The following is a 26,461-nucleotide window of genomic DNA, read 5'->3' as shown; positions in this document are numbered from 1 at the left end:
GGGGATTCATCGGTTCGACCGCAACCTTACAACAACGTGCCTTTTACCGGCACCGGCGATTGGTTTAAACCCCAACTATCTGCGCCAACGCGCTGAAGAAGGCAAATTGACCCGGCGGTCAAAAACTGAATCGTGCCACCCAGCAGATTATTGACGTACGACACTCATCCCACTGAAAAGAGGTGCTAGCATAGAGCCACCAGTCGACCTCAGCATGCAGCCTAACTAGTAGTCAGGATATGACCGAGCCAGAAGACCCCAGCCGCGAGCGCCTCAAGCACCACTTTGCCCAGCGGGTAATTCATCAGGCACGTCAGATACTTGAGATATGGCAGCGCCTGCAACGCAGTGAGTGGTCCAACGTCGACCTGTCGGAGTTGGGCGAAGCCAACCTGCGCCTGCTGCGTTTTGCCGAGCGCTTCGAGCAACCCGAGCACACGGTGCTGGCCCGCAGCATCAGCCAGGCGCTGCAAGCGGTGGACGCCAACCGCGGGCGCTTAAGCAGTGAACTCATTACCGACCTCAATCGCCTGATGCAACGCCTGTCGCGCACTGGCCTGCGTCACGGCGACCAGTTCGAGCAAACCTTCCTGCCGCCGCTGCGCAAACCCATCTACGTGATGCTGCAAGACCACGACCGCGCCGAGCGGCTGGCCAAGCAACTGGAATTCTTCGGCCTCAGCGCCCAGTCCCTGGATAGCATCGAGGTGTTCCGCGCTTCCCTGGTCGAACGCCTGCCGGCGGCCATCGTCATGGACGTGGATTTCTGCGGCCCGGGCATGGGCCTGGTACTGGCCGCCGAAGCCCAGGAAGGCCTGGAGCACAAGCTGCCGCTGCTGTTTTTCAGCCTGCACGAAACCGACACCCCCACACGCCTGGCGGCGGTGCGGGCCGGGGGCCAGGAGTTTTTGACCGGCACCCTGGAGGCCTCCAGCCTGCTGGAAAAAATCGAGGTGCTGACCTGCGTCGCCCAGTACGAGCCTTATAAAGTGCTGATTATCGATGACTCCCGCGCCCAGGCCCTGCAGACCGAGCGCTTGCTCAACAGCGCCGGGATCGTCACCCGCACCCTGATCGAGCCGATCCAGGCCATGGCCGAACTGGCGGACTTCCAGCCCGACCTGATAATCCTCGACATGTACATGCCGGCCTGCACCGGCACGGAACTGGCCAAGGTGATCCGCCACAACGACCGCTACGTCAGCGTGCCGATCATCTACCTGTCGGCCGAAGACGACCTGGACAAGCAGCTCGACGCCATGAGCGAGGGCGGCGACGACTTCCTCACCAAGCCGATCAAGCCGCGCCACCTGATTACCACCGTGCGCAACCGCGCCGCCCGCGCCCGCCACCTCAAGGCGCGCATGGTGCGCGACAGCCTGACCGGGCTGTACAACCACACCCACATCCTGCAATTGCTCGAAGACTGCAGCTTCCGTGCGCGGCGCGAGAACAAGCCGTTGAGTTTTGCCATGCTCGACATCGACCACTTCAAACGGGTCAACGACAGCCACGGCCACCCCATGGGCGACCGCGTTATCAAGAGCCTGGCGCTGTTTTTGAAGCAGCGGCTGCGCAAGACCGACTTCATCGGGCGCTACGGCGGCGAAGAATTCGCCATTGTGATGCCCGACACAGACGTTGAATCGGCCTACAAGGTGCTCGACCAAATCCGCCAGCGCTTTGCCGAAATTCACTACCCGGCCCAGCCCCAGGATTTGTGGTGCACCTTTAGCGCCGGGGTGGTGGAACTGCGCGAAGGCTCTGACAGCCTGATGATGGCCAGCCAGGCCGACGAAGCGCTGTACCGCGCCAAAGATGCCGGGCGCAACCGGGTACAAGCGGCCCAGCAATCAAAGCAAAGTGCCATCTTTTCACCGGAATCCACCGAAGCCGTCACAACCCCGTAACACAAACGCAATAAATTCAGGCGCTTACCTCTGTCACTGGTAGAGACTTAGATGCGCCTCAAGCGTTTGACCAATCTCAACACCCTCCTGCTGGTTGCCGTCTGCCTGGCCCTGGCCGCCACCCTGTGGTGGTCGCAGCGGGCGCTGGAGCGCCCCTACCTGCTGATGGAGCGCTACCTGGGCCTGTCGCAGCAATTCCAGAACCAAGTGGCGCGCAACATCGAAGACTACCTGGCCAACGGCGACGCCCTGCGCTTGAGCAGCGCCAGCCAGGCCATGGATGCCTTGCAGCAGGAACTGGCGGCCATGCCCGCCGACCTGGCCGAGCGCGTGCGCCCGAGCCTGAGCGAACTCATAGACTTCAGCAAAACCGACCTGTTGGCCGCCGGCAAACTGGCCGGCGACCCGCAAGCCTTGCTGTTGCAAGCCGAGCGCGAATTGGCGGCCAGTGTCGAGCAACTGAACCAGTACGCCAGCGGCGCCGGCGCCAACCCTGCCGCGTGGGGCTACTTGCCGCTGCTGTTCAACGCCTCCCAGCACCTCACCACCCTGTCCCTGGCCCGGGAAAAACTGGTCAGCAGCGGGCGCGCCGAACTGGCCGCCGACGTCGAGCGCGAAGTGGACAACATCCGCGCCCAGGCCGAACGCCTCGACGCCCTCCCCTTGCTCGGCGTCGCTGCCAGCAGCGACTCCAACAGCAACGACTTCGCAGCGCTGATGGGGCTGGAAAGCAATGAACAGAAGGTCGCTGAAGATGCAGGGATCGGCCTCAAACGTGAACTCAATAGCTTGCTGGCCCGTTACCCGGCGGAATTGGCCCGCACCCGCAGCCAAATCGAACAACGGGCTGGCCTGGGCGCCGCCACGCGGCAAAAAATCAGCACCGTGCAGCTCGCCATCGCCGGCCTCGAACCCACCGTGCGCGCCCAACACGGGCAGATACAAAGCGAAGTGCGGCTGATCCAAGGCCTGATGATCGGCCTGATCCTGCTGATCGCACTGTTGATCGACACCTTGCAACGCCGCCTCGCCCGCGTCCTGACCAACCTGGCGCCGGCCCTGTCCACCTGGGCCGAGGGCGATTTCAGCCGCGACATCAAATTGGGCCCCACCAACCGCGAACTGCATGACATCGAAGCATCCCTCAATCGCCTGCGCGCCTATCTGGTGGACCTGGTGGGCACCATCCGCCTCAACGCCGAGCAAGTGGCGGCCAGCAGCCATGCCCTGGCCGAGTTGAGCAGCGGCCTGCACGGCGGCGCCGAGCGCCAGGCCGGGGACACCGCGCAAATCCGCGATGCGCTCGGCGAGTTGGAAGCCACCATCGTGCAAGTAGCCGGCGACGCCAGCCAGGCCGCCGACGCCAGCCGCCACGCGGGGCTGGCGGTGGAACACGGGCAGAAAGTCATCGGCCAGAGCCTGACCGGGCTGCACGCTCTGGTGGGCGAAGTGCAGGGCAATGCACAAATGATCGAACACCTGGCCGAAGAGTCGGCCACCATTGGCGGCGTGCTCACGGTGATCCGCTCGATCGCTGACCAGACCAACCTGCTGGCCCTCAACGCGGCCATCGAAGCGGCCCGCGCCGGCGAGATGGGCCGCGGGTTTGCGGTGGTCGCCGAAGAGGTGCGCACCCTCGCCCAGCGCACCGCGGGCGCCACCGCCGAGATCCAGACCCTGATCGCCGGCCTGCAACTGGCCGCGCGCCAGTCGGTGGAAGGCATGCGCGCCCAGGTTGAACACGCCGAAGCCACCGCCAACCAGGCCCAGGCCGCCGACGGCGCACTGGACGAAATCGTCGGTGCGATCCAGACCATCGCCGACACCGCCGTGCGCATCGCCGACGTCACCGCACAACAAAGCGGTGCGGTGAGCGAAATCCGCGACCACAGCGAGCGCATCCATCTACTGGGCGGCGACAACCTGCTGCGCATCGGCGAAGGCCGCGAGCAAGGCGACCACCTCCTGGCCCTGGGCGGGCAGCTCAATACGGCGGTGCAGGCGTTTCGGGTGTAGCGCCCGGCCGCTGTTGCGCAGGGATTTTGTAGAACCGAGCCTGCTCGGCGGGGCAGCCTGCGGGCCGGCAAGATCCGTCCCACACTGACCACAAGCGCGCTGCGGGTCACATATCTCGCGCGAACATCGCTCATCGTGCTGGCTATTGCAGGGAACTGGACAGTCACAAAGGCTTTGCGGCATAGTCGCCGGGTTCTGACAACTGCACATCGATAACAAGGAACAGCAGATGGCGACCCTACTGGTGCTGCATGGCCCCAACCTGAACCTGCTCGGCACCCGCGAACCGGGCGTCTACGGGGCAACCACCCTGGCGCAGATCAATCAGGATCTGGAGCAGCGCGCCCGCAATGCCGGCCATCACCTGCTGTACCTGCAAAGCAACGCCGAGTACGAATTGATCGACCGCATCCACGCCGCCCGCGATGAAGGCGTGGACTTCATTGTGATTAATCCCGCAGCTTTTACGCACACAAGCGTCGCATTACGTGACGCGCTGCTAGCGGTGAGCATCCCATTCATCGAAGTGCATTTGTCTAACGTGCACAAACGCGAACCTTTCCGCCATCACTCCTACTTCTCAGACGTTGCAGTCGGAGTGATCTGCGGCCTTGGCGCCAGCGGTTATCGACTGGCCCTGGAGGCCGCCCTGGAACAGCTTGAACAACAAGCTAAACGCCCCTGACCGACCCTTGGGAGTTGACGATTCATGGATATTCGTAAAGTTAAGAAGTTGATCGAACTGCTGGAAGAATCCGGCATCGACGAGTTGGAAATAAAAGAAGGCGAAGAGTCCGTTCGCATCAGCCGCAACAGCAAGACCCCGCAACAGCAATACTACGCGCCAGCCCCAATGGCCGCGCCGGCCGCCGCACCTGCTGCTGCCCCGGTAGCCGCCGCTGCGCCTGCCGCGCCTACCGCCCCCGTGCTCAACGGCACCGTGGCCCGCTCGCCGATGGTGGGCACTTTCTATCGCAAATCCTCGCCTACTTCGCCGTCCTTCGTTGAAGTCGGGCAGAGCGTGAAGAAAGGCGACACCCTGTGCATCGTCGAAGCCATGAAGATGATGAACCACATCGAAGCTGAAACCAGCGGTGTGATCGAATCCATCCTCGTTGAAGACGGCCAGCCGGTTGAGTACGACCAACCGCTGTTCACCATCGTTTGAGCCGCGGAGATTCTTTGATGCACAAACCTGCGAAGTTGGAAAAAGTCCTGATCGCCAACCGCGGTGAAATCGCCCTGCGGATCCTGCGCGCCTGCAAAGAGATGGGCATCAAGACAGTCGCCGTGTACTCCAAGGCCGACAAGGAGCTGATGCACCTGGGTCTGGCCGACGAGTCGGTGTGCATTGGCCCGGCACAAGCGGCCCAGTCCTACCTGCACATCCCGGCGATCATCGCGGCCGCCGAAGTGACCGGCGCCACCGCCATTCACCCCGGCTACGGTTTCCTCGCGGAAAACGCCGACTTCGCCGAACAGGTCGAGAACTCCGGTTTCGCCTTCATCGGCCCCAAAGCCGACACCATCCGCCTGATGGGCGACAAGGTATCGGCCAAGCACGCCATGATCGCTGCCGGCGTGCCGACGGTTCCGGGTTCCGACGGCCCGCTGCCGGAGGACGAAGAAACCGCCCTGCGCATTGGCCGTGAAGTGGGCTACCCGGTCATCATCAAAGCCGCTGGCGGCGGCGGTGGCCGTGGCATGCGCGTGGTGCATAAAGAAGAAGACCTGATCTCCTCGGCGAAACTGACCCGCTCCGAAGCGGGCGCAGCGTTCGGCAACCCGATGGTCTACCTGGAAAAATTCCTGACCAACCCACGCCACGTGGAAGTCCAGGTGCTTTCCGACGGCCAGGGCCACGCCATCCATCTGGGCGACCGCGATTGCTCGCTGCAACGCCGCCACCAGAAGGTCCTTGAAGAAGCCCCGGCACCGGGCATCGACGAGACGGCGCGCCAGGAAGTCTTTGCACGCTGCGTCAAGGCCTGCATCGACATTGGCTACCGTGGCGCCGGCACGTTCGAGTTCCTCTACGAGAACGGCCGCTTCTACTTCATCGAGATGAACACCCGCGTCCAGGTCGAGCACCCGGTATCGGAAATGGTCACCGGCATCGACATCGTCAAGGAGATGCTGAGCATCGCCGCTGGCAACAAGCTGTCGTTCACCCAGGATGACGTGGTAATCCGCGGTCACTCGCTGGAATGCCGGATCAACGCCGAAGACCCGAAAACCTTCATGCCAAGCCCAGGCACGGTCAAGCACTTCCACGCCCCGGGCGGCAACGGCGTGCGGGTCGACTCGCACCTGTACAGCGGTTATGCAGTGCCGCCGAACTACGATTCGTTGATCGGCAAGCTCATCACCTACGGCGCCACCCGCGACGAAGCCATGGCACGCATGCGCAATGCCCTGGACGAAATTGTGGTCGACGGGATCAAGACCAACATCCCGCTGCACCGTGACCTGGTTCGTGATGAAGGCTTCTGCAAAGGCGGAGTCAACATTCACTACCTGGAGCACAAGCTGGCCGCGCAACACTAAGGCCCGCCGCACTACGACAAAGCCGCCTACGGGCGGCTTTGTCGCATCTGCACTGCTCCTCTGTGGCAGCGGGCTTGCCCGCGATGGCGGTGGTTCAGCCCGGCATTTATCGTCGGCCATTACGCCCTTACAAGCCCGCCAGCCCCCACACAGGATCTGCCGCACCTCATACCTTGATGCCAGGATTCGTTTTCTGCCCCCCGCTGGCGTAAACTTGCGCGCTTTCGCAGCCGCACCCGGCTGCACCCTCATTTTTCAAAGGTGCCCGCCATGCCTTGGCTGCAAGTCCGTCTGGCCATCAGCCCAGAACAAGCCGAAACCTACGAAGACGCGTTCCTGGAAGTGGGCGCCGTATCGGTGACCTTCATGGACGCCGAAGACCAACCGATCTTCGAGCCCGAGCTCAACACCACGCCGCTGTGGTCCCACACCCATTTGCTGGCCCTGTTCGAGGACGGCACCGACGCCGACAGCGTCCTGGCCCACATGGAACTGCTGACCGGCGGCCCGTTGCCCGAGCATCACAGCGAAATCATCGCCGACCAGGATTGGGAGCGCAGTTGGATGGACAACTTCCAACCCATGCGTTTCGGCCAGCGCCTGTGGATCGTGCCGAGCTGGCACGCGGCCCCCGAGCCTGAGGCGGTGAACCTGCTGCTCGACCCGGGCCTGGCCTTCGGCACCGGCACCCACCCCACCACTGCGCTGTGCCTGGAATGGCTCGACGGCCAGGACCTCAAAGGCTGCGACGTGCTGGACTTCGGCTGCGGCTCCGGCATCCTCGCCATCGCCGCGCTGCTGCTGGGCGCCAAGCAAGCCGTGGGCACCGACATCGACGTGCAGGCCCTGGAAGCGTCCCGCGACAACGCCGGGCGCAACCACATCGCCGAAGCGCTGTTCCCGCTGTACTTGCCCCAGGACCTGCCGCAAACCCAGGCCGACGTGCTGGTGGCCAACATCCTCGCCGGCCCGCTGGTGGCCCTGGCGCCACAGCTGTCGAGCCTGGTCAAGCCGGGCGGGCGCCTCGCGCTGTCGGGCATCCTCGCCGAACAGGGCGAAGAAGTGGCCGCCGCCTACGCCCAGGACTTCGACCTCGACCCCATCGCCAATCGCGACGGCTGGGTGCGCATTAGCGGGCGTCGGCGCTAAAATGGCCGCCCGCCCGAACCGGATAGCCGCATGAGCGACAGCTTCGTCACCCAGTGCCCCCACTGCCAGACCCGTTTTCGCGTCAGCCACGGCCAATTGAGCGTGGCCCGTGGCGTGGTGCGCTGCGGCTCCTGCCTGCAAGTGTTCAACGCGGCCAAGCAATTGCTGGAGCAACGGGGCAAGCAAGTGCAGCCGCCCGCTGCCGCCCAACCGCCAGTGCCGCGCGCCATCAGCCAAAAGCAATGGAGCGCCACCGAGCTGGACTTGGACAGCCTCGACCTCGACAAGGAGCTGGCTCGCCTCGAACAGCGGGAAATCCAGCCCATCACCGACGCCAGCAAACCCCGCGAAGACAGCCTGAGCGCCAGCCGCGACAGCCAGGCCGGCGAAGAAGAACAGTGGTCCGACAGCCTGTTCAGCGAATCGGCCGCCGACCGGGCCCTGAATGACGAGCCGCCGGTCAGCGCAGAGCCACCCCTGGCCGACGACATCGAAGAAGCCCCGGCCAAGGCCGAGCGCACCGAACCCTCGCTGTCCTTCTCCACCCTCGACCTGGACGACGCCCCCCCGGCCCCGCCCTTGCGCCTGGAGCAGCAAGCCGCACCGCGCCACGAACGCCTGTCCGCGGCCGACGACCTCGACGAAGCCACGCCGCAACCTGCCGCACCGCGCAAAAAACGCGAACGCAGCGAACCGCCCATGCACGAAGAAATCCTCCAGGACCTGGAAGACGACCCGCTGCACCTGGACTCGCAAAAACGCCGCTCGCCCTGGGGCCGCCGTCTACTCTGGGGCCTGCTGATCCTGCTCGCCGCCGGCGCACTGGCCGGGCAGTACATCGCCTACCACTTTGAAGAACTGGCGCGCCAGGATCAGTACCGCCCGTGGTTCCAGCAACTGTGCCCGCAAATCGGCTGCACCGTGCCGTCCAAGGTCGATATCGCCCGCATCAAGAGCAGCAACCTGGTGGTGCGCAGCCACCCGGACTTCAGCGGTGCTCTGGTGGTGGACGCGATCATCTACAACCGCGCACCGTTTTCCCAACCTTTTCCGCTGCTGGAGCTACGCTTCGCCGACCTGAACGGCCACTTGATCGCCAGCCGGCGCTTCAAGCCGGCGGAATACCTGGGCGGCGACCTCGAAGGCGTAGCGGAAATGCCGCCGCAAACGCCCATCCACATCGCCCTGGACATCCTTGACCCCGGTACCAAGGCCGTCAATTACAGCCTCAGCTTTCATTCGCCCGAATAAAACGGTTCAGCCCACAAGCTCGACCGCCCATTGACGGCGGTTTTCTGACTGGCTGATCCGCCAACCAAACCGCTGGCGATAACGCAATAACTGCTCAGATTTTATCCAATTGCGCCTTTAACCAGTCATCGAGAGCGGGTATCATGCCAACCCTTTTTCGTAGTCTCATGATCCGGCCCCACAACAGGGAAGTCCTATGTCGGCGGTACGCATCGGCCCATACACATTGCACAACGGCTTGATCCTCGCCCCCATGGCGGGCGTCACCGACCAGCCCTTTCGTCAGCTGTGCAAGCGTTTGGGCGCCGGTCTTGTAGTCTCGGAAATGGTCACCAGCGACATGAGTTTGTGGAACACCCGCAAATCCCGTCTGCGCATGATCCACGAAGGCGATCCCGAGCCCCGCTCGGTGCAGATCGCCGGCGGCGATGCACAGATGCTCGCGGACGCGGCCCGGGCCAACGTCGAGTTGGGGGCCCAGATTATTGACATCAACATGGGTTGCCCGGCGAAGAAGGTCTGCAACAAGGCCGCCGGCTCCGCGTTGTTGAAGGATGAAGCGCTGGTCACCGAGATCCTGCACGCCGTGGTGGCGGCGGTCGATGTGCCAGTGACGTTGAAGATCCGCACGGGCTGGGACCGAGCGAACAAGAATGGCCTGACGGTGGCGAAGATCGCCGAACAGGCAGGCATCACGGCACTGGCGGTGCATGGCCGCACCCGCGCCGACCTGTATACCGGTGAAGCCGAGTACGACACCATCGCCGCGATCAAGCAGGCCGTGTCGATCCCGGTCTTTGCCAATGGCGACATCGACTCGGCCCACAAGGCGCGCCAGGTTCTGGATGCCACCGGTGCCGACGGTCTGTTGATCGGCCGGGCCGCCCAGGGGCGGCCATGGATTTTTCGTGAAATCGAACACTATCTGCGTACCGGGCAAATCCTGCCGGCACCGCAGCTGTTCGAGGTGGAACGTATTCTGCTTGAGCATCTGGCCGCACTGCATGCCTTTTACGGGGATGTCATGGGTGTACGCATTGCGCGCAAGCATGTCGGCTGGTATCTCGCAACCCTGCCGGGCGCCAGGGAGTTTCGCGCCCACTTCAATCGTTTGGATGATACGGAAGCACAATGCGCCAACGTTCAGGCGTTCTTCGCCGAGCGTTACAAGAGCCTGGCGACAGGGGACGGAGAAGGGGTGGCCGCATGACGATGATGACCGAGACTTTAGTGAGTGGAACAACACCCGTGAGCGACAACGTGAATTTGAAACAGCACCTCAACACACCCAGCGAAGAGGGCCAGACCCTGCGCGGGAGTGTCGAGAAGGCGCTGCACAATTATTTCGCCCACCTTGAGGGCGCGGCCGTCACGGATGTGTACAACCTGGTGCTCTCCGAAGTCGAGGCGCCGCTGCTCGAAAGCGTGATGAACTACGTCAAGGGCAACCAGACCAAGGCCAGCGAACTGCTGGGGCTCAACCGAGGCACCTTGCGCAAGAAACTCAAGCAGTACGATTTGTTGTAAGCATTCAATCAAACCAGAAAGGCGAACGGGTCAAACCGGTCGCCTTTTTTGCTGACTCCTTTGCTTTTGATGGAAATTGAGATGACCGACCAGACTACCCGCCTGCCGATCCGCCGCGCCTTGATAAGCGTTTCCGACAAGACCGGGATCCTCGAATTCGCCCGTGAGCTGGAAGCCCTGGGCGTCGAGATCCTCTCCACCGGCGGGACATTCAAGCTGCTGCGGGACAACGGCGTGGCCGCAGTGGAAGTCGCGGATTACACCGGGTTTGCAGAAATGATGGACGGTCGCGTCAAGACCCTGCACCCGAAAATCCACGGCGGCATCCTCGGCCGTCGCGGTATCGACGACGCCATCATGAGCGAGCACGGCATCAAGCCAATCGACCTGGTGGCGGTCAACCTCTATCCGTTCGAAGCCACCATCAACAAGCCCGGCTGCGACCTGCCGACCGCCATCGAGAACATCGACATCGGCGGCCCGACCATGGTCCGCTCGGCGGCCAAGAACCATAAAGACGTGGCCATCGTGGTCAACGCCAGCGACTACGCTCAGGTGCTGCAAAGCCTCAAGGCCGGTGGCCTGACCTACGCCCAGCGTTTCGACCTGATGCTCAAGGCCTTCGAGCACACCGCCGCCTACGACGGCATGATCGCCAACTACATGGGCACCGTGGACCAGGCGGCGCAGACCCTGTCCACCGAAGGCCGCAGCCAGTTCCCGCGCACCTTCAACAGCCAGTTCATCAAGGCCCAGGAAATGCGCTACGGCGAGAACCCGCACCAGAGCGCGGCGTTCTACGTGGAAGCCAAGCCTGCCGAAGTGGGCATCGCCACCGCGACCCAACTGCAAGGCAAGGAACTGTCGTTCAACAACGTGGCCGACACCGACGCCGCGCTGGAATGCGTCAAGAGCTTCGTCAAACCTGCCTGCGTCATCGTCAAGCACGCCAACCCGTGCGGTGTTGCGGTGAGCCCGGACGACGAGGGCGGCATCCGCCAGGCCTACGAACTGGCCTACGCCACCGACACCGAGTCGGCGTTCGGCGGCATCATCGCCTTCAACCGTGAACTGGACGCCGAAACGGCCAAGGCCATCGTCGAGCGTCAGTTCGTCGAAGTTATCATTGCCCCGAGCGTCAGCGCCGAAGCCCGCGCCATCGTCGCCGCCAAGGCCAACGTGCGCCTGCTGGCGTGCGGCCAGTGGGCGGCTGAACGTGCCGCAGCCTGGGACTTCAAGCGCGTCAACGGTGGCCTGCTGGTCCAGAGCCGCGACATCGGCATGATCGGCAGCGAAGACCTGAAAGTGGTCACCCAGCGCGCGCCGACCGAACAGGAAATCCATGACCTGATCTTCGCCTGGAAAGTGGCCAAGTACGTCAAGTCCAACGCCATCGTCTACGCCAAGAACCGCCAGACCATCGGCGTCGGCGCGGGCCAGATGAGCCGCGTGAACTCCGCGCGCATCGCCGCGATCAAGGCCGAACACGCCGGCCTGCAAGTGCAGGGCGCAGTGATGGCGTCGGACGCGTTCTTCCCGTTCCGCGATGGCATCGACAACGCGGCCAAGGCCGGCATCACCGCCGTGATCCAGCCAGGTGGCTCGATGCGTGATGCAGAAGTGATCGCTGCCGCTGACGAAGCGGGCATTGCCATGGTCTTCACCGGTATGCGCCACTTCCGCCATTAAGGCAGTGGCCGGTTTTTAGCCACAAGCGGCAAGTTTGAGCAGACCCGCGTCGCCCTTAACTTGCCGCTTGCAGCCCTAAAACTTAGAAAATTGCACGCTGACTCAGCGCTTTTAAACTTGCAGCTTTTGACTTGCAGCTTGCATCTCGCAATGTCCTCCAAAGGAGTCTGACTTGAACGTCCTTATTATTGGCAGCGGTGGCCGTGAACACGCCCTGGCGTGGAAAGTCGCCCAGGACCCTCGCGTCCAGAAAGTATTCGTCGCCCCCGGCAACGCCGGCACGGCCATTGAAGCCAAGTGCGAGAACGTCGCCATCGACGTGTTGGCCCTGGAACAACTGGCGGATTTCGCGCAGAAGAACGTTTCCCTGACCATCGTTGGCCCGGAAGTACCGCTGGTGGCCGGCGTGGTTGACCTGTTCCGCAGCCGTGGCCTGGATTGCTTCGGCCCGACCGCTGGCGCCGCCAAGCTCGAAGGCTCGAAGGCGTTCACCAAGGACTTCCTGGCACGCCACAAGATCCCCACCGCCGACTACCAGAATTTCACCGAAATCGAGCCGGCCCTGGCTTACCTGCGTGAAAAAGGTGCGCCCATCGTCATCAAGGCCGATGGCCTGGCGGCCGGCAAAGGCGTGATCGTCGCCATGACTTTGGCTGAAGCCGAGGACGCTGTGCGCGACATGCTCGCCGGCAACGCCTTTGGCGAGGCAGGTTCGCGGGTAGTTATCGAAGAATTCCTCGATGGTGAAGAAGCCAGCTTCATCGTCATGGTCGATGGCAAGAACGTGCTGCCCATGGCCACCAGCCAGGACCACAAGCGCGTCGGCGACGGCGACACCGGCCCCAACACCGGTGGCATGGGTGCCTACTCCCCGGCCCCGGTGGTCACAGCCCAAGTCCATCAGCGGGTCATGGACCTGGTGATCTGGCCGACCGTGCGCGGCATGGCCGAGGAAGGCAACGTCTACACCGGTTTCCTGTACGCGGGCCTGATGATCGACAAGGCCGGCAACCCGAAAGTCATCGAGTTCAACTGCCGCTTCGGCGACCCGGAAACCCAACCGGTGATGCTGCGCCTGCAATCGAGCCTGGTGCTGCTGGTCGAAGCCGCCCTGGCGCAAGCCCTGGACAAGGTCGAAGCGCAATGGGACCCACGCCCGAGCGTCGGCGTCGTGTTGGCGGCGGGCGGCTACCCCGGTGACTACGCCAAAGGCGTGGCCATCGAAGGCCTGGACGCGGCGGCGGCACTGCAAGGCAAGATCTTCCACGCAGGCACCGCGCTCAAGGACGATCAGGTCGTTACCGCTGGCGGCCGCGTACTGTGCGCCACCGCCCTGGGCCAAAGCGTCGATGCCGCCCAGCAACAAGCCTACGCCTTGGCCGCCAAGGTTGACTGGCAGGGCTGCTTCTATCGCAAGGACATCGGCTACCGCGCCATTGCCCGCGAGCGTGGCGAAAATCAGGACTAAGCTATCCGTTCGGACAGGCAGGGGCCCCCGGCCCTTGCCGCGCTATTGCAGCGCCGCGCATAGTTACTATCCGGCCTCTATCTACGAAGGGATTTCGCCGTGCGCTGGCTCAGGATCGCCATAGGTTTCACCGTCAGCCTGCTGACCCTGTTCTGTTTGCTCCCGGCCCAGGCCGCGCAAGGCAGTGGCTGGGCGGTATTGCTCGACGAACAGGCCGACCTGCAACTGAGCGACATCCGCTCCTCGCGCTACACCAACCAATTCAGCCCCATCGAACTCAACCAGCTCAAGGCTGCCGAACCCGATGGCGCACTGTGGCTGCGCTTCAAGCTGCAACCAGGCAAGCATGAACAACTGCTGCGGGTCTTCGCCCCCGACCTGGCCCACCTCAATCTCTATGTGCTCGATGGCGACAAACTGATCGAGCAGGTCAACACCGGCAGCGAACCGCCGCGTACCGAACGGCCACTGCCCAGCAGCGATTTCATGCTGGCCTTGCCGCAGAGCCCCAATACCCTCGATGTGTATGTGCGCCTGGTCTCCGAATACCAGTTACGCCCTCACGTCAGCCTGCAACCGGCGGTAAAGGCCGCGGCGGATCAGGGCCAGACACTGATCTACGGCCTGCTGTTCGGCTGCCTGGCCATGCTCATCCTGCATAACCTCACACGCTATTCCTACACCCGTTCGCGCAGCAGCCTATGGCTGGCCGCGTGCGAAGCCTTGCTGCTGCTCAGCCTGCTCCTGCTGCTGAACCTGGCCTCGCCCTGGTTTCCGGGCTGGCACTCGCTGCAGACCCCGGGCGCCTATATCGCGTTACTGCTGACTGCGCCCTGTGGGCTGATGTTCGCCTACCGGTTTTTCGAGCCCCTGGGCCCGCATCCGCTGAACAAACTGTTGATCGGCGACTTGGTGGTGATTTCCCTGGGTAGCCTGCTGTTGCTGTTCGTCTCCACCCTGCCACTGAACATCATGACCTACTGCCTGGTGTCGCTGGCCGGCCTGAGCATGCTGTTGGTGGGCGCGTATCACTGGCACAAGGGCTACCGCCCGGCGCGCCTGTATGTGGTGGCGATGGTGATATTCAACGTCGGCAGCCTCATCATTCTCCCGGCACTGTTGGGCCTGACCCTGGTGTCGCCGCAGAACCTGATAATGACCCTGCTCGTGTTCATCTGCATCAGCGGCCTGCTGATGAGCGTGGCCCTGGGCGAGCGCCAGCGCAGCATCGCCGAAGACCGTTTCAGCGCCAGCCGCGACCTGGCCGCCAGCAATGCCGAGATCAACGCCAAAGCCCAGTTCCTGGCCAAGATCAGCCACGAAATCCGCACCCCGATGAACGGCGTGCTGGGCATGACCGAGTTGCTGCTGGGCACACCGCTGTCGGTCAAACAGCGCGACTACGTGCAAACCATCCACAGCGCCGGCAACGAACTGCTGACCCTGATTAACGAGATTCTCGACATTTCCCGCCTCGAATCCGGGCAGATCGAACTCGATGACGTGCAGTTCGACCTCAACGCCCTGATCGAGGATTGCCTGAACATCTTCCGCGCCAAGGCTGAACAGCAGAACGTGGAACTCATCAGTTTCATCCAGCCGCAAGTGCCCCGGGTCATCAGCGGCGACCCCACGCGCCTGCGCCAGGCCCTGTTGAGCCTGCTGGAAAACGCCCTGAAGAAAACCGATGAAGGCGAAATCCTGATTGTCGTCGCCCTGGACGACCGTAGCGCCAAGCCGCAACTGCGCATCGCCGTCAAAGACAGCGGCGAGCCCATGGAAAACGACGAGCGCGACGCCCTGCTCAACGCCGAGCTGCACAGCAAGAACTTCCTCTCCACCACACGCCTGGGCGCCAACCTAGGGCTGGTGATCGCCCGGCAACTGATCCTGTTGATGAATGGCGAGTTCGGCATCAAGAGCGGCAGCCCCCGTGGCAGCACCCTGTGGCTGACGTTGCCCCTGGATCCGGAACGCCTAGAACACCCCACCAGCGACCTCGATAGCCCGCTCCAGGGCGCGCGGGTACTGGTAGTGGACGACAACGACACGTGTCGCAAAGTCCTGGTGCAGCAGTGCAGCGCCTGGGGCCTGAACGTCAGCGCCGTGCCGTCGGGCAAGGAGGCCCTGGCGCTGCTGCGCACCAAGGCCCATTTGCGCGACTACTTCGACGTGGTCCTACTCGACCAGAACATGCCCGGCATGACCGGCATGCAACTGGCGGCCAAGATCAAGGAAGACCCGAGCCTGAACCACGACATCCTGCTGATAATGCTCACTGGCATCAGCAATGCGCCGAGCAAGATCATTGCGCGCAACTGCGGAATCAAGCGCATCCTCGCCAAACCCGTGGCCGGCTACACCCTCAAGACCACCCTGGCAGACGAGCTGACCCAACGCAGCAAAGGCCAGACCAAGCCTTACCAAGCCCCACAGGCCAACCTGCACAATGTCCAGGTACCCGGCGATTTCCGCATCCTGGTGGCCGAGGACAACAGCATCTCCACCAAGGTCATCCGCGGCATGCTGGGCAAGCTCAACCTGCAGCCCGACACCGCCAGCAACGGCGAAGAAGCGCTGCGCGCCATGAAAGCCACGCGCTACGACCTGGTGCTTATGGACTGTGAAATGCCGATCCTCGACGGTTTCTCCGCCACCCAACAACTGCGGGCCTGGGAAGTTGGCAACCAGCGCCAGCGCACCCCCATCGTCGCCCTCACCGCCCACATCCTGACCGAGCACAAAGAACGCGCACGCCTGGCCGGCATGGATGGGCACATGGCCAAACCAGTGGAATTGTCGCAGCTGCGCGAACTGATCGAGCACTGGGTCGCCCAGCGCGACGCCCATAGCCAAGCCACCGCACCCACCTTGTGAGCCGACAGGCTGCCTAACCCCTGATAGACTCTGCGGGCCCTCCCTCGCTGCGAGCTCCCACCATGCTGCATGTGCTGTTCAGCGTTTATCTGAAGATGCTGGTGCTTTACAGCCCGTTCTTCGTCCTGTCGTGCTTTATCAGCCTCACGCGCGGTTATTCCAGCAAGGAACGCCGGCGTCTGGCTTGGAAAGTCGCCCTCGCGACACTGGTGTCCAGCATTCTGCTGTACCTGTTCGGGCGGGTGATTTTCAGTGTCTTCGGCATTACCGTGGACGCCTTTCGCATCGGCGCGGGAAGTGTGTTGTTCATTTCGGCGCTGGGCATGGCCCAGGGCAAGTCCGCCGTGCAAACCGACAACGTCCAGCAGGACGTGACTATCGTGCCGTTGACCATTCCCCTCACCGTCGGCCCCGGCACTATCGGCGCCCTGTTGGTGATGGGCGTCAGCCAGCCACACTGGGATGACAAGCTCGCCGCGATCCTCAGCATCGCACTGGCCAGTTTCACCGTGGGCGTGGTGCTCTACCTCTCGCACCGTATCGAACGCATCCTCGGAGACCAGGGCCTACAGATCGTCAGCCGCTTGATGGGGCTGTTCGTATGTGCCCTGGCGGCACAGATCATCTTCACCGGGATCAGAGGGTATCTGGTGCCTTGAATATTGAGGCCGAAGTTATAAGCCTTCGGCCCTTACCCACCCGTGCCAACTAGCCCTTGTACCGGGCAAACCGTCGGCTTAATGCCGCGCTGAAGTAACCGTTGACCACACTCTCGATCTTGTCTCGGATTCCGGCATAGCGCTGCGGGTTAAATGTGATGTAGGCGTTCCCGTAGAAAATACCGCGCCCAGAACTTTTCCAGTCGAAGAACAACACCCCGCTGTCATTGCTAACAGTGGTCGCGCGGATGGACCATAACGAGGTGATGATCGCGCCGTTCTTCAACTGATTACAGGGCATCACCGCCAGCCTTCCACCACGGGCTTTCACAACCTCGCGATTGAACAGGGTAATGGCCTCGGGTTCCTTCTTCAGGGCCGACAGCGTTGAGTCAGCGATAGCCCCAAGTACCCCAGCTGCGGGAATCGCTGCTTTAGCCGCGTTAACTCCGGCGAGGATGATATCCGTAACGATATTGTCCATTGTCAGTTGGAGAGAACTTTTGTCGTATGCGTTGTAACCCGCATCGGCCACAAGACAGCCCGCTTCTTCCATACACTTCAAGAAAGCCAAATACCATCCCTCGGCGTCGCTTACGTCGGGAACCTCAGCATTGGCCTCCAGTTTTGCGAACTTGATGAGGTTCTCGATAATAAGCATGTTATCCAGCGAAATATCATCGCCATAACCCACCAAAGAATTACTCAGCACCACCGCATCGAAGTCCTTAGTTGGGATGGAAGGGGGTGACAGTACGGACCGGCGCGGGCGGGAAATAAAACTGGCCTTTGTCAAATACTTGCTTGCGCGAGCCTCTATTCGCGCCACGCACTCGTCTTCATCGTACCGACTCTCAAAATTCTCCATAACTCACATTCCTTTGTAATTAAACATCAAACCCCACTGGGGGCTACAACGAGCTTAGACAACACCCGAAAAACCTAAAAAAAAACAATAATTTCAAACCATGTAAAAACTAAAACATAACAACACTTAAATATTCCGTTACAGCCTCCTCCATGACAAATTCATATTTAATAATGACACTCAACCTTCACGTTTTTTCACCCAATAAACACCGCTCGATAAAAACTTCTATTTCAATAACCCCACCGAGATCTCATCATGAACAGTCAAACTCCAGCCGGCATGGTCACCGGCCACAACCTGATGTCGTTTATCGAAGACTTATCACTTCAGGACCTTGATGATTTGACCGATTGCACCCGTATCGCAACAGCGTCTGCGGACATGGGCCATAACCGTTTCACCAATTCGCAGCTGTGGTTCGAGGAATATGCAAACACTCTGGACTTTTTAGGCTGGTCCCTGCATGAGGGCGCCATCACTACCCGGACCCGTACTGATGTATCAGGAACGGTGGCCGACTACTTGGTAAAAAGCGCGCAAAGCATGCAAAACCGGCAACAAGGAAATGCCATGATCGATACACTCGACGCGTTAAAGCCCAACCAACCCGCGACCTTAAGCCTAGATAGGGAAAGTCTCCATGGGCGGCGTTTCCAGATAATCCCCGCCAGTTATGGCGCGCAGAACAATCTGAGCATTGCAGTCTTCCATCTTGAACTTACCGTACAAATAGAGCGCACCGGCTTCCTATTCTGGGAATGGGAGGACAACCTGACAATACTTGTACAACAGCGCGCTGTCTTCACATTGAATAGAACTAAGCTGGAAGATCGCCGGCAACTACTGGATAAAAAAATTCGCGAAATCACCTTGCCGCGATTTGCTTTGAATAGGCAATAACCTTGGCTCAATTCAGAGGCCGCCCCCACTTTCTCCCATCGTTAGCTTGGCTACCCGGCGGGTAGCCAACTCAGGTTCAGTGTTTTACACCGTACCAACGCGGCGTATACACCCACTCGCCCCCCTCGGCGCGAGGGAACGTGCAGGTAGTGGAGGAGCCGATCAACACCATAGTGCGCATATCCACCTGCTCCGGGGTCAAGTCGCCCAGGGTGGTGACCCGCAGGGTCTGGCCCGGGCGGCCGATGTCGCGGCCCAGCACCACGGGCGTCGCGCCAGTGCGGTGGGTGCGGACGATTTCCAGGGCACGCCCCAGTTGCCAGGGGCGCGAGCGCGAGATCGGGTTATAGAAAGCCAGCGCCAGGTCGGCCTCGGCGGCAAGGTCCAGGCGTTTTTCGATGATGGCCCAGGGCTTGAGGTTGTCGGACAGCGACAACACGCAAAAGTCATGGCCCAAGGGCGCGCCGGCCTGGGCGGCGGTGGCCAGCGAGGCGGAAACCCCGGGCAGGATGTCCAGATCGACGCTGTGCCACAACGGGTCGGTGGATTCGTGCAGGGCTTCGAGCACCGCCGCCGCCATGGCGAACACACCGGGGTCGCCAGAGGAGACCACCACCACCGAACGTCCCTGGGCCGCCAGTTCAAAGGCGTGACGGGCGCGCTGCATTTCTTCGCGGTTGTCGGTGCAGTGCAGCACCTGGTCGTCGCGAAACGGCCCGGCCATACGCACGTAGGTTTCATAGCCGAGCACGTCGTTGGCCCGCGCCAGTTCGGCCTTGACCGCTGGCACCATGAGTTCGGCGGCGCCGGGGCCCAGGCCGACTACCGCCAAGCGCCCACGGGGGCGGCCGATATCGGCCGGTTCCAGGGGCCGGGCGGCGACCGCGATGGCCAGGTCGCCTGCGCTGTGCAGCGCCTGCGCGGCCACCGCCCCTTGGGCCAATTCCAGCGCCGAACCGGCGTGGGTCATGAAACGCAGCGGCACGCCCAGTTCGCGCGCCGCGTCACGCAGCAACGAACTGGCCATCAGATGATCCGCCGCCACCAGGCAAGCCAGTGACTGCGCGGCAATCCCCGCTTCATGCAGGCCCACGCGGACCGACGCCGCCAAGCCTTCGCCGGCTGCCGTGAGCGCCACCAGCACATTGCGTGGGTAGATCAGCAGTTCGTCTGCGGTGGGCGAGCGCTCGGCGTGGCCGACATGGATCGCCAACCGCGCCTGTTCGTCGCGCAGCAGCGGCGCCGCGTCGAGCCATGGCGCCGCGCCTTCGATGCGCACCGCTTCGCCGGCCAGCAGGTCCGAGACAAAGCGCTTGCCCAGCTCCACGTCACCCAGGGTGTAGCCGCCGGGCGGGTTGAGCAGGCAGGTGCCGAAGCGCAGTTCGCCGCTGGTGGTGATGGCGGGCGCCACCTCCAGGGCGGCGGCGATGCCCCGCGCCAGGTCGTTCACGCCACTGAGGCCGCCCAACAGCGGCACCACCGCGCTGCCGTCCTCGGCCACCGCCAGCACGGCCGGCTCCGCGCCTTTTTCCAGCAGCAACGGGGCCAGGGTGCGGATGACGATGCCGGCGGCGCACAGGGCGATGATCGGCGTGTCTTGCTGGTAGAGCTGACGCAGGGTGGCGCCGAATTCCTGATACACCCGGTCGGCGCCTTCGACCCGCCCGGCCAGGCCATAAATCAGCGCCTGTGGATAACCTTGCTGGATGCGCCGCGCCGTGGCCAGGCTGCCGCTACCGAGGATGACAATGACCAGAGTGGGAGCGCTCATCAGCCTTGCCACCTCTCACCCGGGACGATAATCAGCGAGAAGTAGGGCGACGACATCGGCTCGACCTGGTCCAGGGCGACGATTTTCTGGTTGGCCATGGTCGCGCGCTCAACGTACAGCGCCCGCTCGGCCAGGCCCAGCTCTTGCAGCACCTGGCGCACCTTGGGGAAGTTGCGCCCCAGCTTCATGATGACCGCCGCGTCGGCGTCGCCCAGGCGCCGCTTGAGTTCGTCGTGGGGCAGCACGCCCGAGAGCACCGACAGGCTCTGGTTGCGATAGACCAGCGGCGCGCCCAGCACCGAGGCGCCGCCGAGCATGGAGCACACGCCCGGCACCACTTCGGCCGGGTAGCGCTCGGCGAGGCGGTCGTGCAGGTACATATAAGAGCCGTAGAAGAACGGGTCGCCTTCGCAGATCACCGCCACATCGCGGCCGGCGTCCAGGTGCGCGGCCACGTCTTGCGCGGCCACGTCATAGAAGTCGCTGATGACCTGTTCATAGGACAAGGGCGCCGGCAGCGCCTCGGTGGTCACCGGGTAAACCAGCGGCATCAGGGTCTGGGCCGCTTGCAGGTGGCCTTCGATGATGCCGAAGGCGTTGCCCTTTTTGCCCTTGGCCACGAAGTACGCCACCACCGGCGATTCGCGCAGCAGGCGCAGGGCCTTGAGGGTAATGAGTTCCGGGTCACCGGGGCCTACGCCCAGGCCGATCAAGCGTCCAGGCTGGGCCATCATTCGATCTCCGTGGCCAAGGCGTTGACGGCGGCGGCGGCCATGGCGCTGCCACCCAGGCGACCTTGCATTATCACGAACGGCACGCCACGGCTGTCGGCGGCCAACGCTGCCTTGGACTCGGCGGCGCCGACAAAACCCACCGGGAAGCCGAGGATCAGCGCCGGTTTCGGCGCGCCGGCGTCGAGCATTTCCAGCAAGTAGAAGAGCGCGGTGGGTGCGTTGCCGATCACCACCACACTGCCTGCCAGGTGCGGGCGCCACAGTTCCAAGGCGGCGGCGGAGCGGGTGTTGCCCAGCTCCCGGGCCAGCTCGGGCACGCGCTCATCACGCAGGGTGCAGATCACCTCGTTGTTGGCCGCCAGCCGCGTGCGGGTCACGCCTTCGGACACCATGCGCGCATCGCACAGGATCGGCGCACCGGCGGCCAGGGCATCGCGCCCGGCCTGGCCGGCGCCCTCGGAAAACTGCAAGCCATCGATGGCTTCGACCATGCCGCAGGCGTGGATCACCCGTACCGCGAGTTTTTCCAGGTCGGCGGGGATCCGTTGCAGGTTGGCTTCGGCGCGGATGATCGCGAACGAATGGCGATAGATCTCCTGACCGTCGCGGATGTAATCAAGCATCAAGGGTGGCTCCGTGGGCGGGCGCCGAGTAAGGCGCCCGCCGCTTCAATAGTAAGGTTGCGCGCATGCAGGGCGCCGAAACCCGGCAGCCCCGCAGCGGAGAAATACAGGTCGTAATGGCCCGGGGCGACGGCCAGCAGGGTGACGGCCGCCGGGTGGGCGGCGGCGCAGGAGCGCGGGCAGCCCGACAGGTGCACCTCGGTGCAGCGCTCGGTGCCCTGCAACAGGGCTGCCAGGCGCACGGCGTCGGCCTTGGTGTCGGCCTGGGCCTTGGCGCACCCGGGCGAGCCGGTGCAGGCAATCACATGGGCCAGGGCCTGGTCCGCCGAGCCGAGCAGGCCCAGTTGCTCAAGCGCCGCAAGCACCTGCGGGCCGTCCTCGGCGCGGATGTTGGGCAGTAGCAGGCTTTGCCACGGGGTCAGGCGCAGGCTGCCATCGCCGAACGCCTGCGCCAAGTGAGCGGCACCGCGCAGCTTGGCCGGGTCGAGCCGCCCCAAGGGCGCAGCAGCGCCGACGTAGACGTAGCCGCTGTCGCCCTGTGGATAAGTGCCCAGGTGCAGACCCGCGGTAGGCGCGGCCCGTTGCCAATCGGCGATGGCCAGCAGCGGCAGGCCTGCGGCCAGGTCTGCCAGCAACTTATCCACAGGGGTTTCGACCAGCAGTTGGCGCATGCGGTTGTGCTCGGGGCGGGCGTGGTCGAGGAACCACTCCAGCACCGCCACCACCAGGTCATGGCCCTGGGCCAGGGGCACCGCCGCCAGAGGTCGATCCCGCAGGCACCCGGCCACGCCGAAGGCCAGCGCCGGTTGCCCGGCCAAGGTGCAGGCCGAGAGCCAGAGGTCGTGGTGGTGGTCGAGCATGGCCAGGGCTTCGCCGCCATCGAGTTGCACGGCGAACTTGGCCGACAACTGGGCAAACCGCGGGTGGCTTTGCAGGGTCGCGAGGATCTGCTGCGCCAGTGGCCGCGTGTCGACCAACCGCTGGCGGTCGATGCCCGCCGTGGGGCTGAGCATCAAGTTGCGCACATCGTCGCCCGCCACCGTGGTCGGGCCCAGGCCCGCCGCCAGCAGGCTGTCGATCAGGCCTGAGTGATCGGCGCCGATGCCGCGGATTTGCAGGTTGGCGCGGTTGGTCGCCTCGATCACCCCAGCGGCAAAGCGCTCGGCGCCGTCGGCCACCACCCGCGCCTGGGCCGTGCTGATGGCACCGCCGGCCAGTTTGATCCGGCAAATACCACCGTCCAACGCCTGGACGATACGCAACAGCCCCGGACAACCGGAGGGGCGCACAGCAACGGGGATCTGAGGTGAGTTCACGGGCATGACCGGTTGGAGAGTAGAGGCACTTCGCTGGCGAAGGCGCGGTATTATGCCTGCTTTGTCCGGCGGCATGAAAAGCCTCGTCGGACGCTGCATTTTTAAGGAACCGCAATGGCGCCCTGGCTGACGGTAGTGGGAATCGGTGAAGACGGCTTCAGTGGCCTGGGCAAGCAGGCCCGGCGCGCGCTGCTGGGCGCCGGGCGGATTGTCGGTAGCCCCCGGCAACTGGCGCTGCTGCCCCACTGCATCCGTGGCGAGCGCCACGAATGGCCCCGGCCGTTTTCCCTGGAACCGCTGCTGGCCCTGCGCGGTGAGGCGGTATGCGTGCTGGCCAGCGGCGACCCCATGCTGTTCGGCGTTGGCGCCAGCCTGGCCCGGCACCTGGACAGCACGCAGATGCAGGTGCTGCCCGCGCCCTCCTCTTATTCCCTGGCCGCCGCCCGCCTCGGTTGGCCGTTGCAGGAGCTGGTCACCCTTTCGGTGGTGGCACGCCCGGTCGCGGCCATCAGCGCGCACCTGCACAGCGGCGCGCGCCTGCTGGTGCTGAGCAACGACCGGCAAAGCCCCGCCGCCGTGGCCCGGCTGCTGCGCGAGCGGGGTTTCGGCCCCAGCCGCGTCACCGTGCTGGAACACTTGGCGGGCGCAGCCGAACGGCGCGTCGAAGGCCTGGCCCGCGACTGGGCCGACCCGCCCATCGCGGACCTCAACCTGATCGCCATCGAGTGCCTCGCCGAGCCCGGCACCCCGCGCCTGTCGCGCCTGGCGGGGCTACCCGACAGCGCGTTTCGCCACGATGGCCAATTGACCAAACGCGACGTGCGCGCCATCACCCTCGCCCGCCTCGCGCCCCTGCCCGGTGAACTGCTGTGGGACGTGGGCGCCGGCAGCGGCTCCATCGGCATCGAATGGATGCGCAGCCACCCCGCCTGCCGGGCCCTGGCCATCGAGGCCGATGAAGGCCGCCAAGCCCTGATCGAGCACAACCGCGACACCCTCGGCGTGCCCGGCCTGCAACTGGTTCGCGGCCAAGCGCCGCAAGCGTTGGAGGGGCTGGAAGCGCCGGACGCGATCTTCATCGGCGGCGGCGTCACCCGCGACGGCGTGCTCGATCGGTGCTGGGCCAGCCTCAAGCCTGGCGGGCGGCTGGTGGCCAACGCGGTGACCCTGCAAAGTGAAATCGCCCTGATGGCTTTTCGCGAGCGCCATGGCGGCGAACTGACCCGTATCCATATCGCCCAGGCCCAGCCCCTGGGGGATTTCGACACCTGGCGCCAAGCACTGCCGATCACCGTGCTGGAGGTCGCCAAGGGCCATGATGCGTGACGAAACCGCCGAAAAACCGGCGCCCCTGCGCAGCGGCCTGACCACCGGCAGTTGCGCCACGGCCACCAGCCTGGCGGCGGCGCGCCTGTTGCTGGGCGGCGCGGTGGATGACGCGGTGCACATCACGCTGCCCAAGGGCAAGCAGGTGCAGATGCGCCTGGAGTTCTGCCGCCTCACCACCCACGGCGCCGAGGCGGGCACGATCAAGGACGCCGGCGACGATCCGGATGTGACCCACGGCGCGCTGCTCTATACCCAGGTGCGCCTGCAAGCCACGCCGGGGGTTCGCTTCAACGCCGGGCGCGGCGTCGGCACCGTCACCCGCCCGGGGCTGGTGCTGGAGGTGGGCGAGCCGGCGATCAACCCGGTGCCGCGCCGCATGATGAGCGAACACCTGGCGCAACTGGCCCGCGAACACGGCTATGGCGGCGGCTTCGAGGTGACAGTGAATGTGCAGGACGGCGAGGCCCTGGCTCTCAAGACCATGAACCCGCGCCTGGGGATCCTCGGCGGCTTGTCGATCCTGGGCACCAGCGGCATCGTGCGGCCGTTTTCCTGCGCCGCGTACATCGCCTCGATCCACCAGGGCATCGATGTCGCCAAAAGCAACGGCTACCAGCACATCGCCGCGTGCACCGGCAACGCCAGCGAAGACTGCATGCGCCGCGTCTATGGCCTGCCGGAAATCGCCCTGATCGAGATGGGCGATTTCGTCGGCGCCGTGCTCAAGCACCTGCGCAAAGTGCCGGTGGCCAAGCTCAGCCTGTGCGGCGGGTTCGGCAAAATCAGCAAACTCGCCGCCGGGCACATGGACCTGCACAGCCGCCACTCCAGCATCGACCTGACGCAACTGGCCGGTTGGGCCGCCGCCGTCGGCGCCGACGAAGCCTTGCAGCACGCCATACGCGCGGCCAACACCAGCCAGCAGGCCCTGGCAATGGCCAGTGCGGCGGGGGTGGCGCTGGGCGACGCGGTGTGCCAGCACGCCCTGGCTTTCGCCCGCAGCGTGGTGCCGGCCCAGGTGCAGGTGGAAGTGTTCGCCATCGACCGCCAGGGTGCGGTGGTCGGCCACGCCGGGGGCTGGGCATGAAGCGCGTGTTGCTGCTGGGCGGCGTCAGCGAAGCCCTGGCCATCGCCCGCCACCTCGGCCCGGCGCACCTCTATAGCCTGGCCGGAATCGGTCGCGTGCCGACAGATTTGCAGTGCCCGGTGCGGGTCGGCGGCTACGGCGGCGCCGAGGGGTTGGCGCGGTTTATCGGCGAGCAGGGCATCGACCTGTTGCTGGACGCCACCCACCCCTACGCCGCGCAGATCAGCGCCAACGCCGCCCACGCGGCGCAGTCCACGGGCATCGCCTGCTGGGCCTTGCGCCGCCCCGCGTGGCAGGCCGGCGCCGGGGATGACTGGCGTGAGGTGGCCGACTGGGCCGAGTTGATCGCCGCGCTGGCACCGTTCCGGCGGCCGCTGTTCACCCTGGGCCGCGAGCCCTTGCAGCACCTGGACGAAATCCCCGCCGCACAGTTCTGGACCCTGCGCGCCCTGGACACCTGCCCCGGCAATGAGCGCTGCGAAGTGATCGGTGCCCGTGGGCCGTTTCTGCTGGAGGACGAGCGGGCGCTGTTCGCGCGCCGCAACATCGATGTATTGGTGAGCAAGAACAGCGGCAGCGGCGCCACTGAGCCCAAGCTGCAAGTGGCCCGCGAGCGCGGGGTGCCGGTGCTGATTTTGCGCCGCCCGCCGCTGCCGGCCGTGGCCCGCGAGTTTACGGCGGTGGCTGAGGTGCTCCAGGCATTGGCCGCCGCAGGCTTGCTCGCCAGCCCTTGAGGC

The 26,461-nt window shown here is 64.1% G+C and carries 22 protein-coding genes; 17 read left to right on the top strand and 5 right to left on the bottom strand.

What is annotated here, in order from left to right; all coding sequences use genetic code 11:
- The first annotated feature begins 239 nt into the window (after window positions 1-239).
- The 13 genes from AC19YT_RS08120 (at window position 240) to AC19YT_RS08060 (ending at window position 17,093) form a co-directional block, all read left to right on the top strand.
- The gene (locus tag AC19YT_RS08120; protein ID WP_500610064.1) at window positions 240-1,910 is read left to right on the top strand and encodes a diguanylate cyclase; all 1,671 of its coding nucleotides are present in this window, start codon (window positions 240-242) and stop codon (window positions 1,908-1,910) included.
- 51 nt (window positions 1,911-1,961) lie between these two features.
- Window positions 1,962-3,926 carry a methyl-accepting chemotaxis protein gene (locus tag AC19YT_RS08115; RefSeq protein WP_500610063.1) on the top strand — a complete coding sequence of 655 codons (1,965 nt, stop codon included), beginning with the start codon at window positions 1,962-1,964 and terminating at the stop codon, window positions 3,924-3,926.
- Between the two features lie 229 nt (window positions 3,927-4,155).
- Complete coding sequence (gene aroQ / locus AC19YT_RS08110) at window positions 4,156-4,611, top strand: type II 3-dehydroquinate dehydratase (RefSeq protein ID WP_095109543.1); 456 nt, start codon at window positions 4,156-4,158, stop codon at window positions 4,609-4,611.
- A 24-nt stretch (window positions 4,612-4,635) separates the two neighbouring features.
- On the top strand, window positions 4,636-5,094 hold the full coding sequence (accB, locus tag AC19YT_RS08105) for an acetyl-CoA carboxylase biotin carboxyl carrier protein (RefSeq protein ID WP_095109544.1): 459 nt from the start codon (window positions 4,636-4,638) through the stop codon (window positions 5,092-5,094).
- A 17-nt stretch (window positions 5,095-5,111) separates the two neighbouring features.
- The gene (gene accC / locus AC19YT_RS08100; protein WP_095109545.1) at window positions 5,112-6,473 is read left to right on the top strand and encodes an acetyl-CoA carboxylase biotin carboxylase subunit; all 1,362 of its coding nucleotides are present in this window, start codon (window positions 5,112-5,114) and stop codon (window positions 6,471-6,473) included.
- 270 nt (window positions 6,474-6,743) lie between these two features.
- On the top strand, window positions 6,744-7,622 hold the full coding sequence (gene prmA, locus AC19YT_RS08095) for a 50S ribosomal protein L11 methyltransferase (protein WP_500599219.1): 879 nt from the start codon (window positions 6,744-6,746) through the stop codon (window positions 7,620-7,622).
- A 30-nt stretch (window positions 7,623-7,652) separates the two neighbouring features.
- A complete protein-coding gene (locus tag AC19YT_RS08090; protein WP_095109547.1) occupies window positions 7,653-8,873 on the top strand; it encodes a DUF3426 domain-containing protein in 1,221 nt (406 codons plus the stop codon).
- A 196-nt stretch (window positions 8,874-9,069) separates the two neighbouring features.
- Window positions 9,070-10,083: a tRNA dihydrouridine synthase DusB gene (gene dusB / locus AC19YT_RS08085; RefSeq protein ID WP_095109548.1), complete on the top strand. Its 1,014-nt coding sequence runs from the start codon at window positions 9,070-9,072 to the stop codon at window positions 10,081-10,083.
- On the top strand, window positions 10,080-10,400 hold the full coding sequence (gene fis / locus AC19YT_RS08080; protein WP_003186237.1) for a DNA-binding transcriptional regulator Fis: 321 nt from the start codon (window positions 10,080-10,082) through the stop codon (window positions 10,398-10,400). Before dusB ends, fis begins: the two co-directional genes overlap by 4 nt.
- A gap of 81 nt (window positions 10,401-10,481) precedes the next feature.
- The gene (purH, locus tag AC19YT_RS08075) at window positions 10,482-12,089 is read left to right on the top strand and encodes a bifunctional phosphoribosylaminoimidazolecarboxamide formyltransferase/IMP cyclohydrolase (protein WP_095109549.1); all 1,608 of its coding nucleotides are present in this window, start codon (window positions 10,482-10,484) and stop codon (window positions 12,087-12,089) included.
- Between the two features lie 172 nt (window positions 12,090-12,261).
- Window positions 12,262-13,557 carry a phosphoribosylamine--glycine ligase gene (purD, locus tag AC19YT_RS08070; RefSeq protein ID WP_500610062.1) on the top strand — a complete coding sequence of 432 codons (1,296 nt, stop codon included), beginning with the start codon at window positions 12,262-12,264 and terminating at the stop codon, window positions 13,555-13,557.
- A 99-nt stretch (window positions 13,558-13,656) separates the two neighbouring features.
- Window positions 13,657-16,434, top strand: coding sequence for a hybrid sensor histidine kinase/response regulator (locus AC19YT_RS08065; RefSeq protein WP_500610061.1), 2,778 nt, complete (start codon window positions 13,657-13,659; stop codon window positions 16,432-16,434).
- A 62-nt stretch (window positions 16,435-16,496) separates the two neighbouring features.
- On the top strand, window positions 16,497-17,093 hold the full coding sequence (locus AC19YT_RS08060) for a MarC family protein (protein WP_095109552.1): 597 nt from the start codon (window positions 16,497-16,499) through the stop codon (window positions 17,091-17,093).
- 49 nt (window positions 17,094-17,142) lie between these two features.
- On the opposite strand, the gene AC19YT_RS08055 is transcribed toward AC19YT_RS08060, so the two are convergent.
- Window positions 17,143-17,961: a hypothetical protein gene (locus AC19YT_RS08055; RefSeq protein ID WP_176465117.1), complete on the bottom strand. Its 819-nt coding sequence runs from the start codon at window positions 17,959-17,961 to the stop codon at window positions 17,143-17,145.
- A 258-nt stretch (window positions 17,962-18,219) separates the two neighbouring features.
- Between AC19YT_RS08055 and AC19YT_RS08050 the strand changes: the two genes are divergently transcribed.
- Window positions 18,220-18,864, top strand: a complete 645-nt coding sequence (locus tag AC19YT_RS08050) for a hypothetical protein (RefSeq protein WP_500610060.1) — start codon at window positions 18,220-18,222, stop codon at window positions 18,862-18,864.
- A gap of 76 nt (window positions 18,865-18,940) precedes the next feature.
- Here the strand turns inward: AC19YT_RS08050 and cobJ are convergent, their stop codons facing one another.
- Genes cobJ through cobG form a run of 4 tightly spaced genes read right to left on the bottom strand, consistent with a single transcriptional unit; the run spans window position 18,941 to window position 23,293 of the window.
- Window positions 18,941-20,635 (bottom strand): precorrin-3B C(17)-methyltransferase, encoded by a 1,695-nt coding sequence (cobJ, locus tag AC19YT_RS08045; RefSeq protein WP_500610059.1) that lies wholly within the window; start codon window positions 20,633-20,635, stop codon window positions 18,941-18,943.
- Entirely contained in the window at window positions 20,635-21,369 is a 735-nt protein-coding gene (locus AC19YT_RS08040; protein WP_371856236.1) for a precorrin-2 C(20)-methyltransferase, read from the bottom strand. Before AC19YT_RS08040 ends, cobJ begins: the two co-directional genes overlap by 1 nt.
- Entirely contained in the window at window positions 21,366-21,992 is a 627-nt protein-coding gene (locus AC19YT_RS08035; protein ID WP_095109555.1) for a precorrin-8X methylmutase, read from the bottom strand. The genes AC19YT_RS08040 and AC19YT_RS08035 overlap by 4 nt, the downstream gene beginning before the upstream one ends.
- On the bottom strand, window positions 21,992-23,293 hold the full coding sequence (gene cobG / locus AC19YT_RS08030) for a precorrin-3B synthase (protein WP_500610086.1): 1,302 nt from the start codon (window positions 23,291-23,293) through the stop codon (window positions 21,992-21,994). Before cobG ends, AC19YT_RS08035 begins: the two co-directional genes overlap by 1 nt.
- A 129-nt stretch (window positions 23,294-23,422) precedes the next feature.
- Between cobG and cbiE the strand changes: the two genes are divergently transcribed.
- Genes cbiE through AC19YT_RS08015 form a run of 3 tightly spaced genes read left to right on the top strand, consistent with a single transcriptional unit; the run spans window position 23,423 to window position 26,458 of the window.
- Window positions 23,423-24,634, top strand: a complete 1,212-nt coding sequence (gene cbiE / locus AC19YT_RS08025; protein ID WP_500599208.1) for a precorrin-6y C5,15-methyltransferase (decarboxylating) subunit CbiE — start codon at window positions 23,423-23,425, stop codon at window positions 24,632-24,634.
- A complete protein-coding gene (locus tag AC19YT_RS08020) occupies window positions 24,627-25,724 on the top strand; it encodes a cobalt-precorrin-5B (C(1))-methyltransferase (protein ID WP_500610085.1) in 1,098 nt (365 codons plus the stop codon). Before cbiE ends, AC19YT_RS08020 begins: the two co-directional genes overlap by 8 nt.
- The gene (locus AC19YT_RS08015) at window positions 25,721-26,458 is read left to right on the top strand and encodes a cobalt-precorrin-6A reductase (RefSeq protein ID WP_500610058.1); all 738 of its coding nucleotides are present in this window, start codon (window positions 25,721-25,723) and stop codon (window positions 26,456-26,458) included. Before AC19YT_RS08020 ends, AC19YT_RS08015 begins: the two co-directional genes overlap by 4 nt.
- The last annotated feature ends 3 nt before the right edge of the window (window positions 26,459-26,461 follow it).

This window comes from Pseudomonas sp. MF08875, from assembly GCF_059862525.1.
Note: the sequence above shows the minus strand (reverse complement) of the source record. Positions and strands in the feature narration are given on the sequence as shown.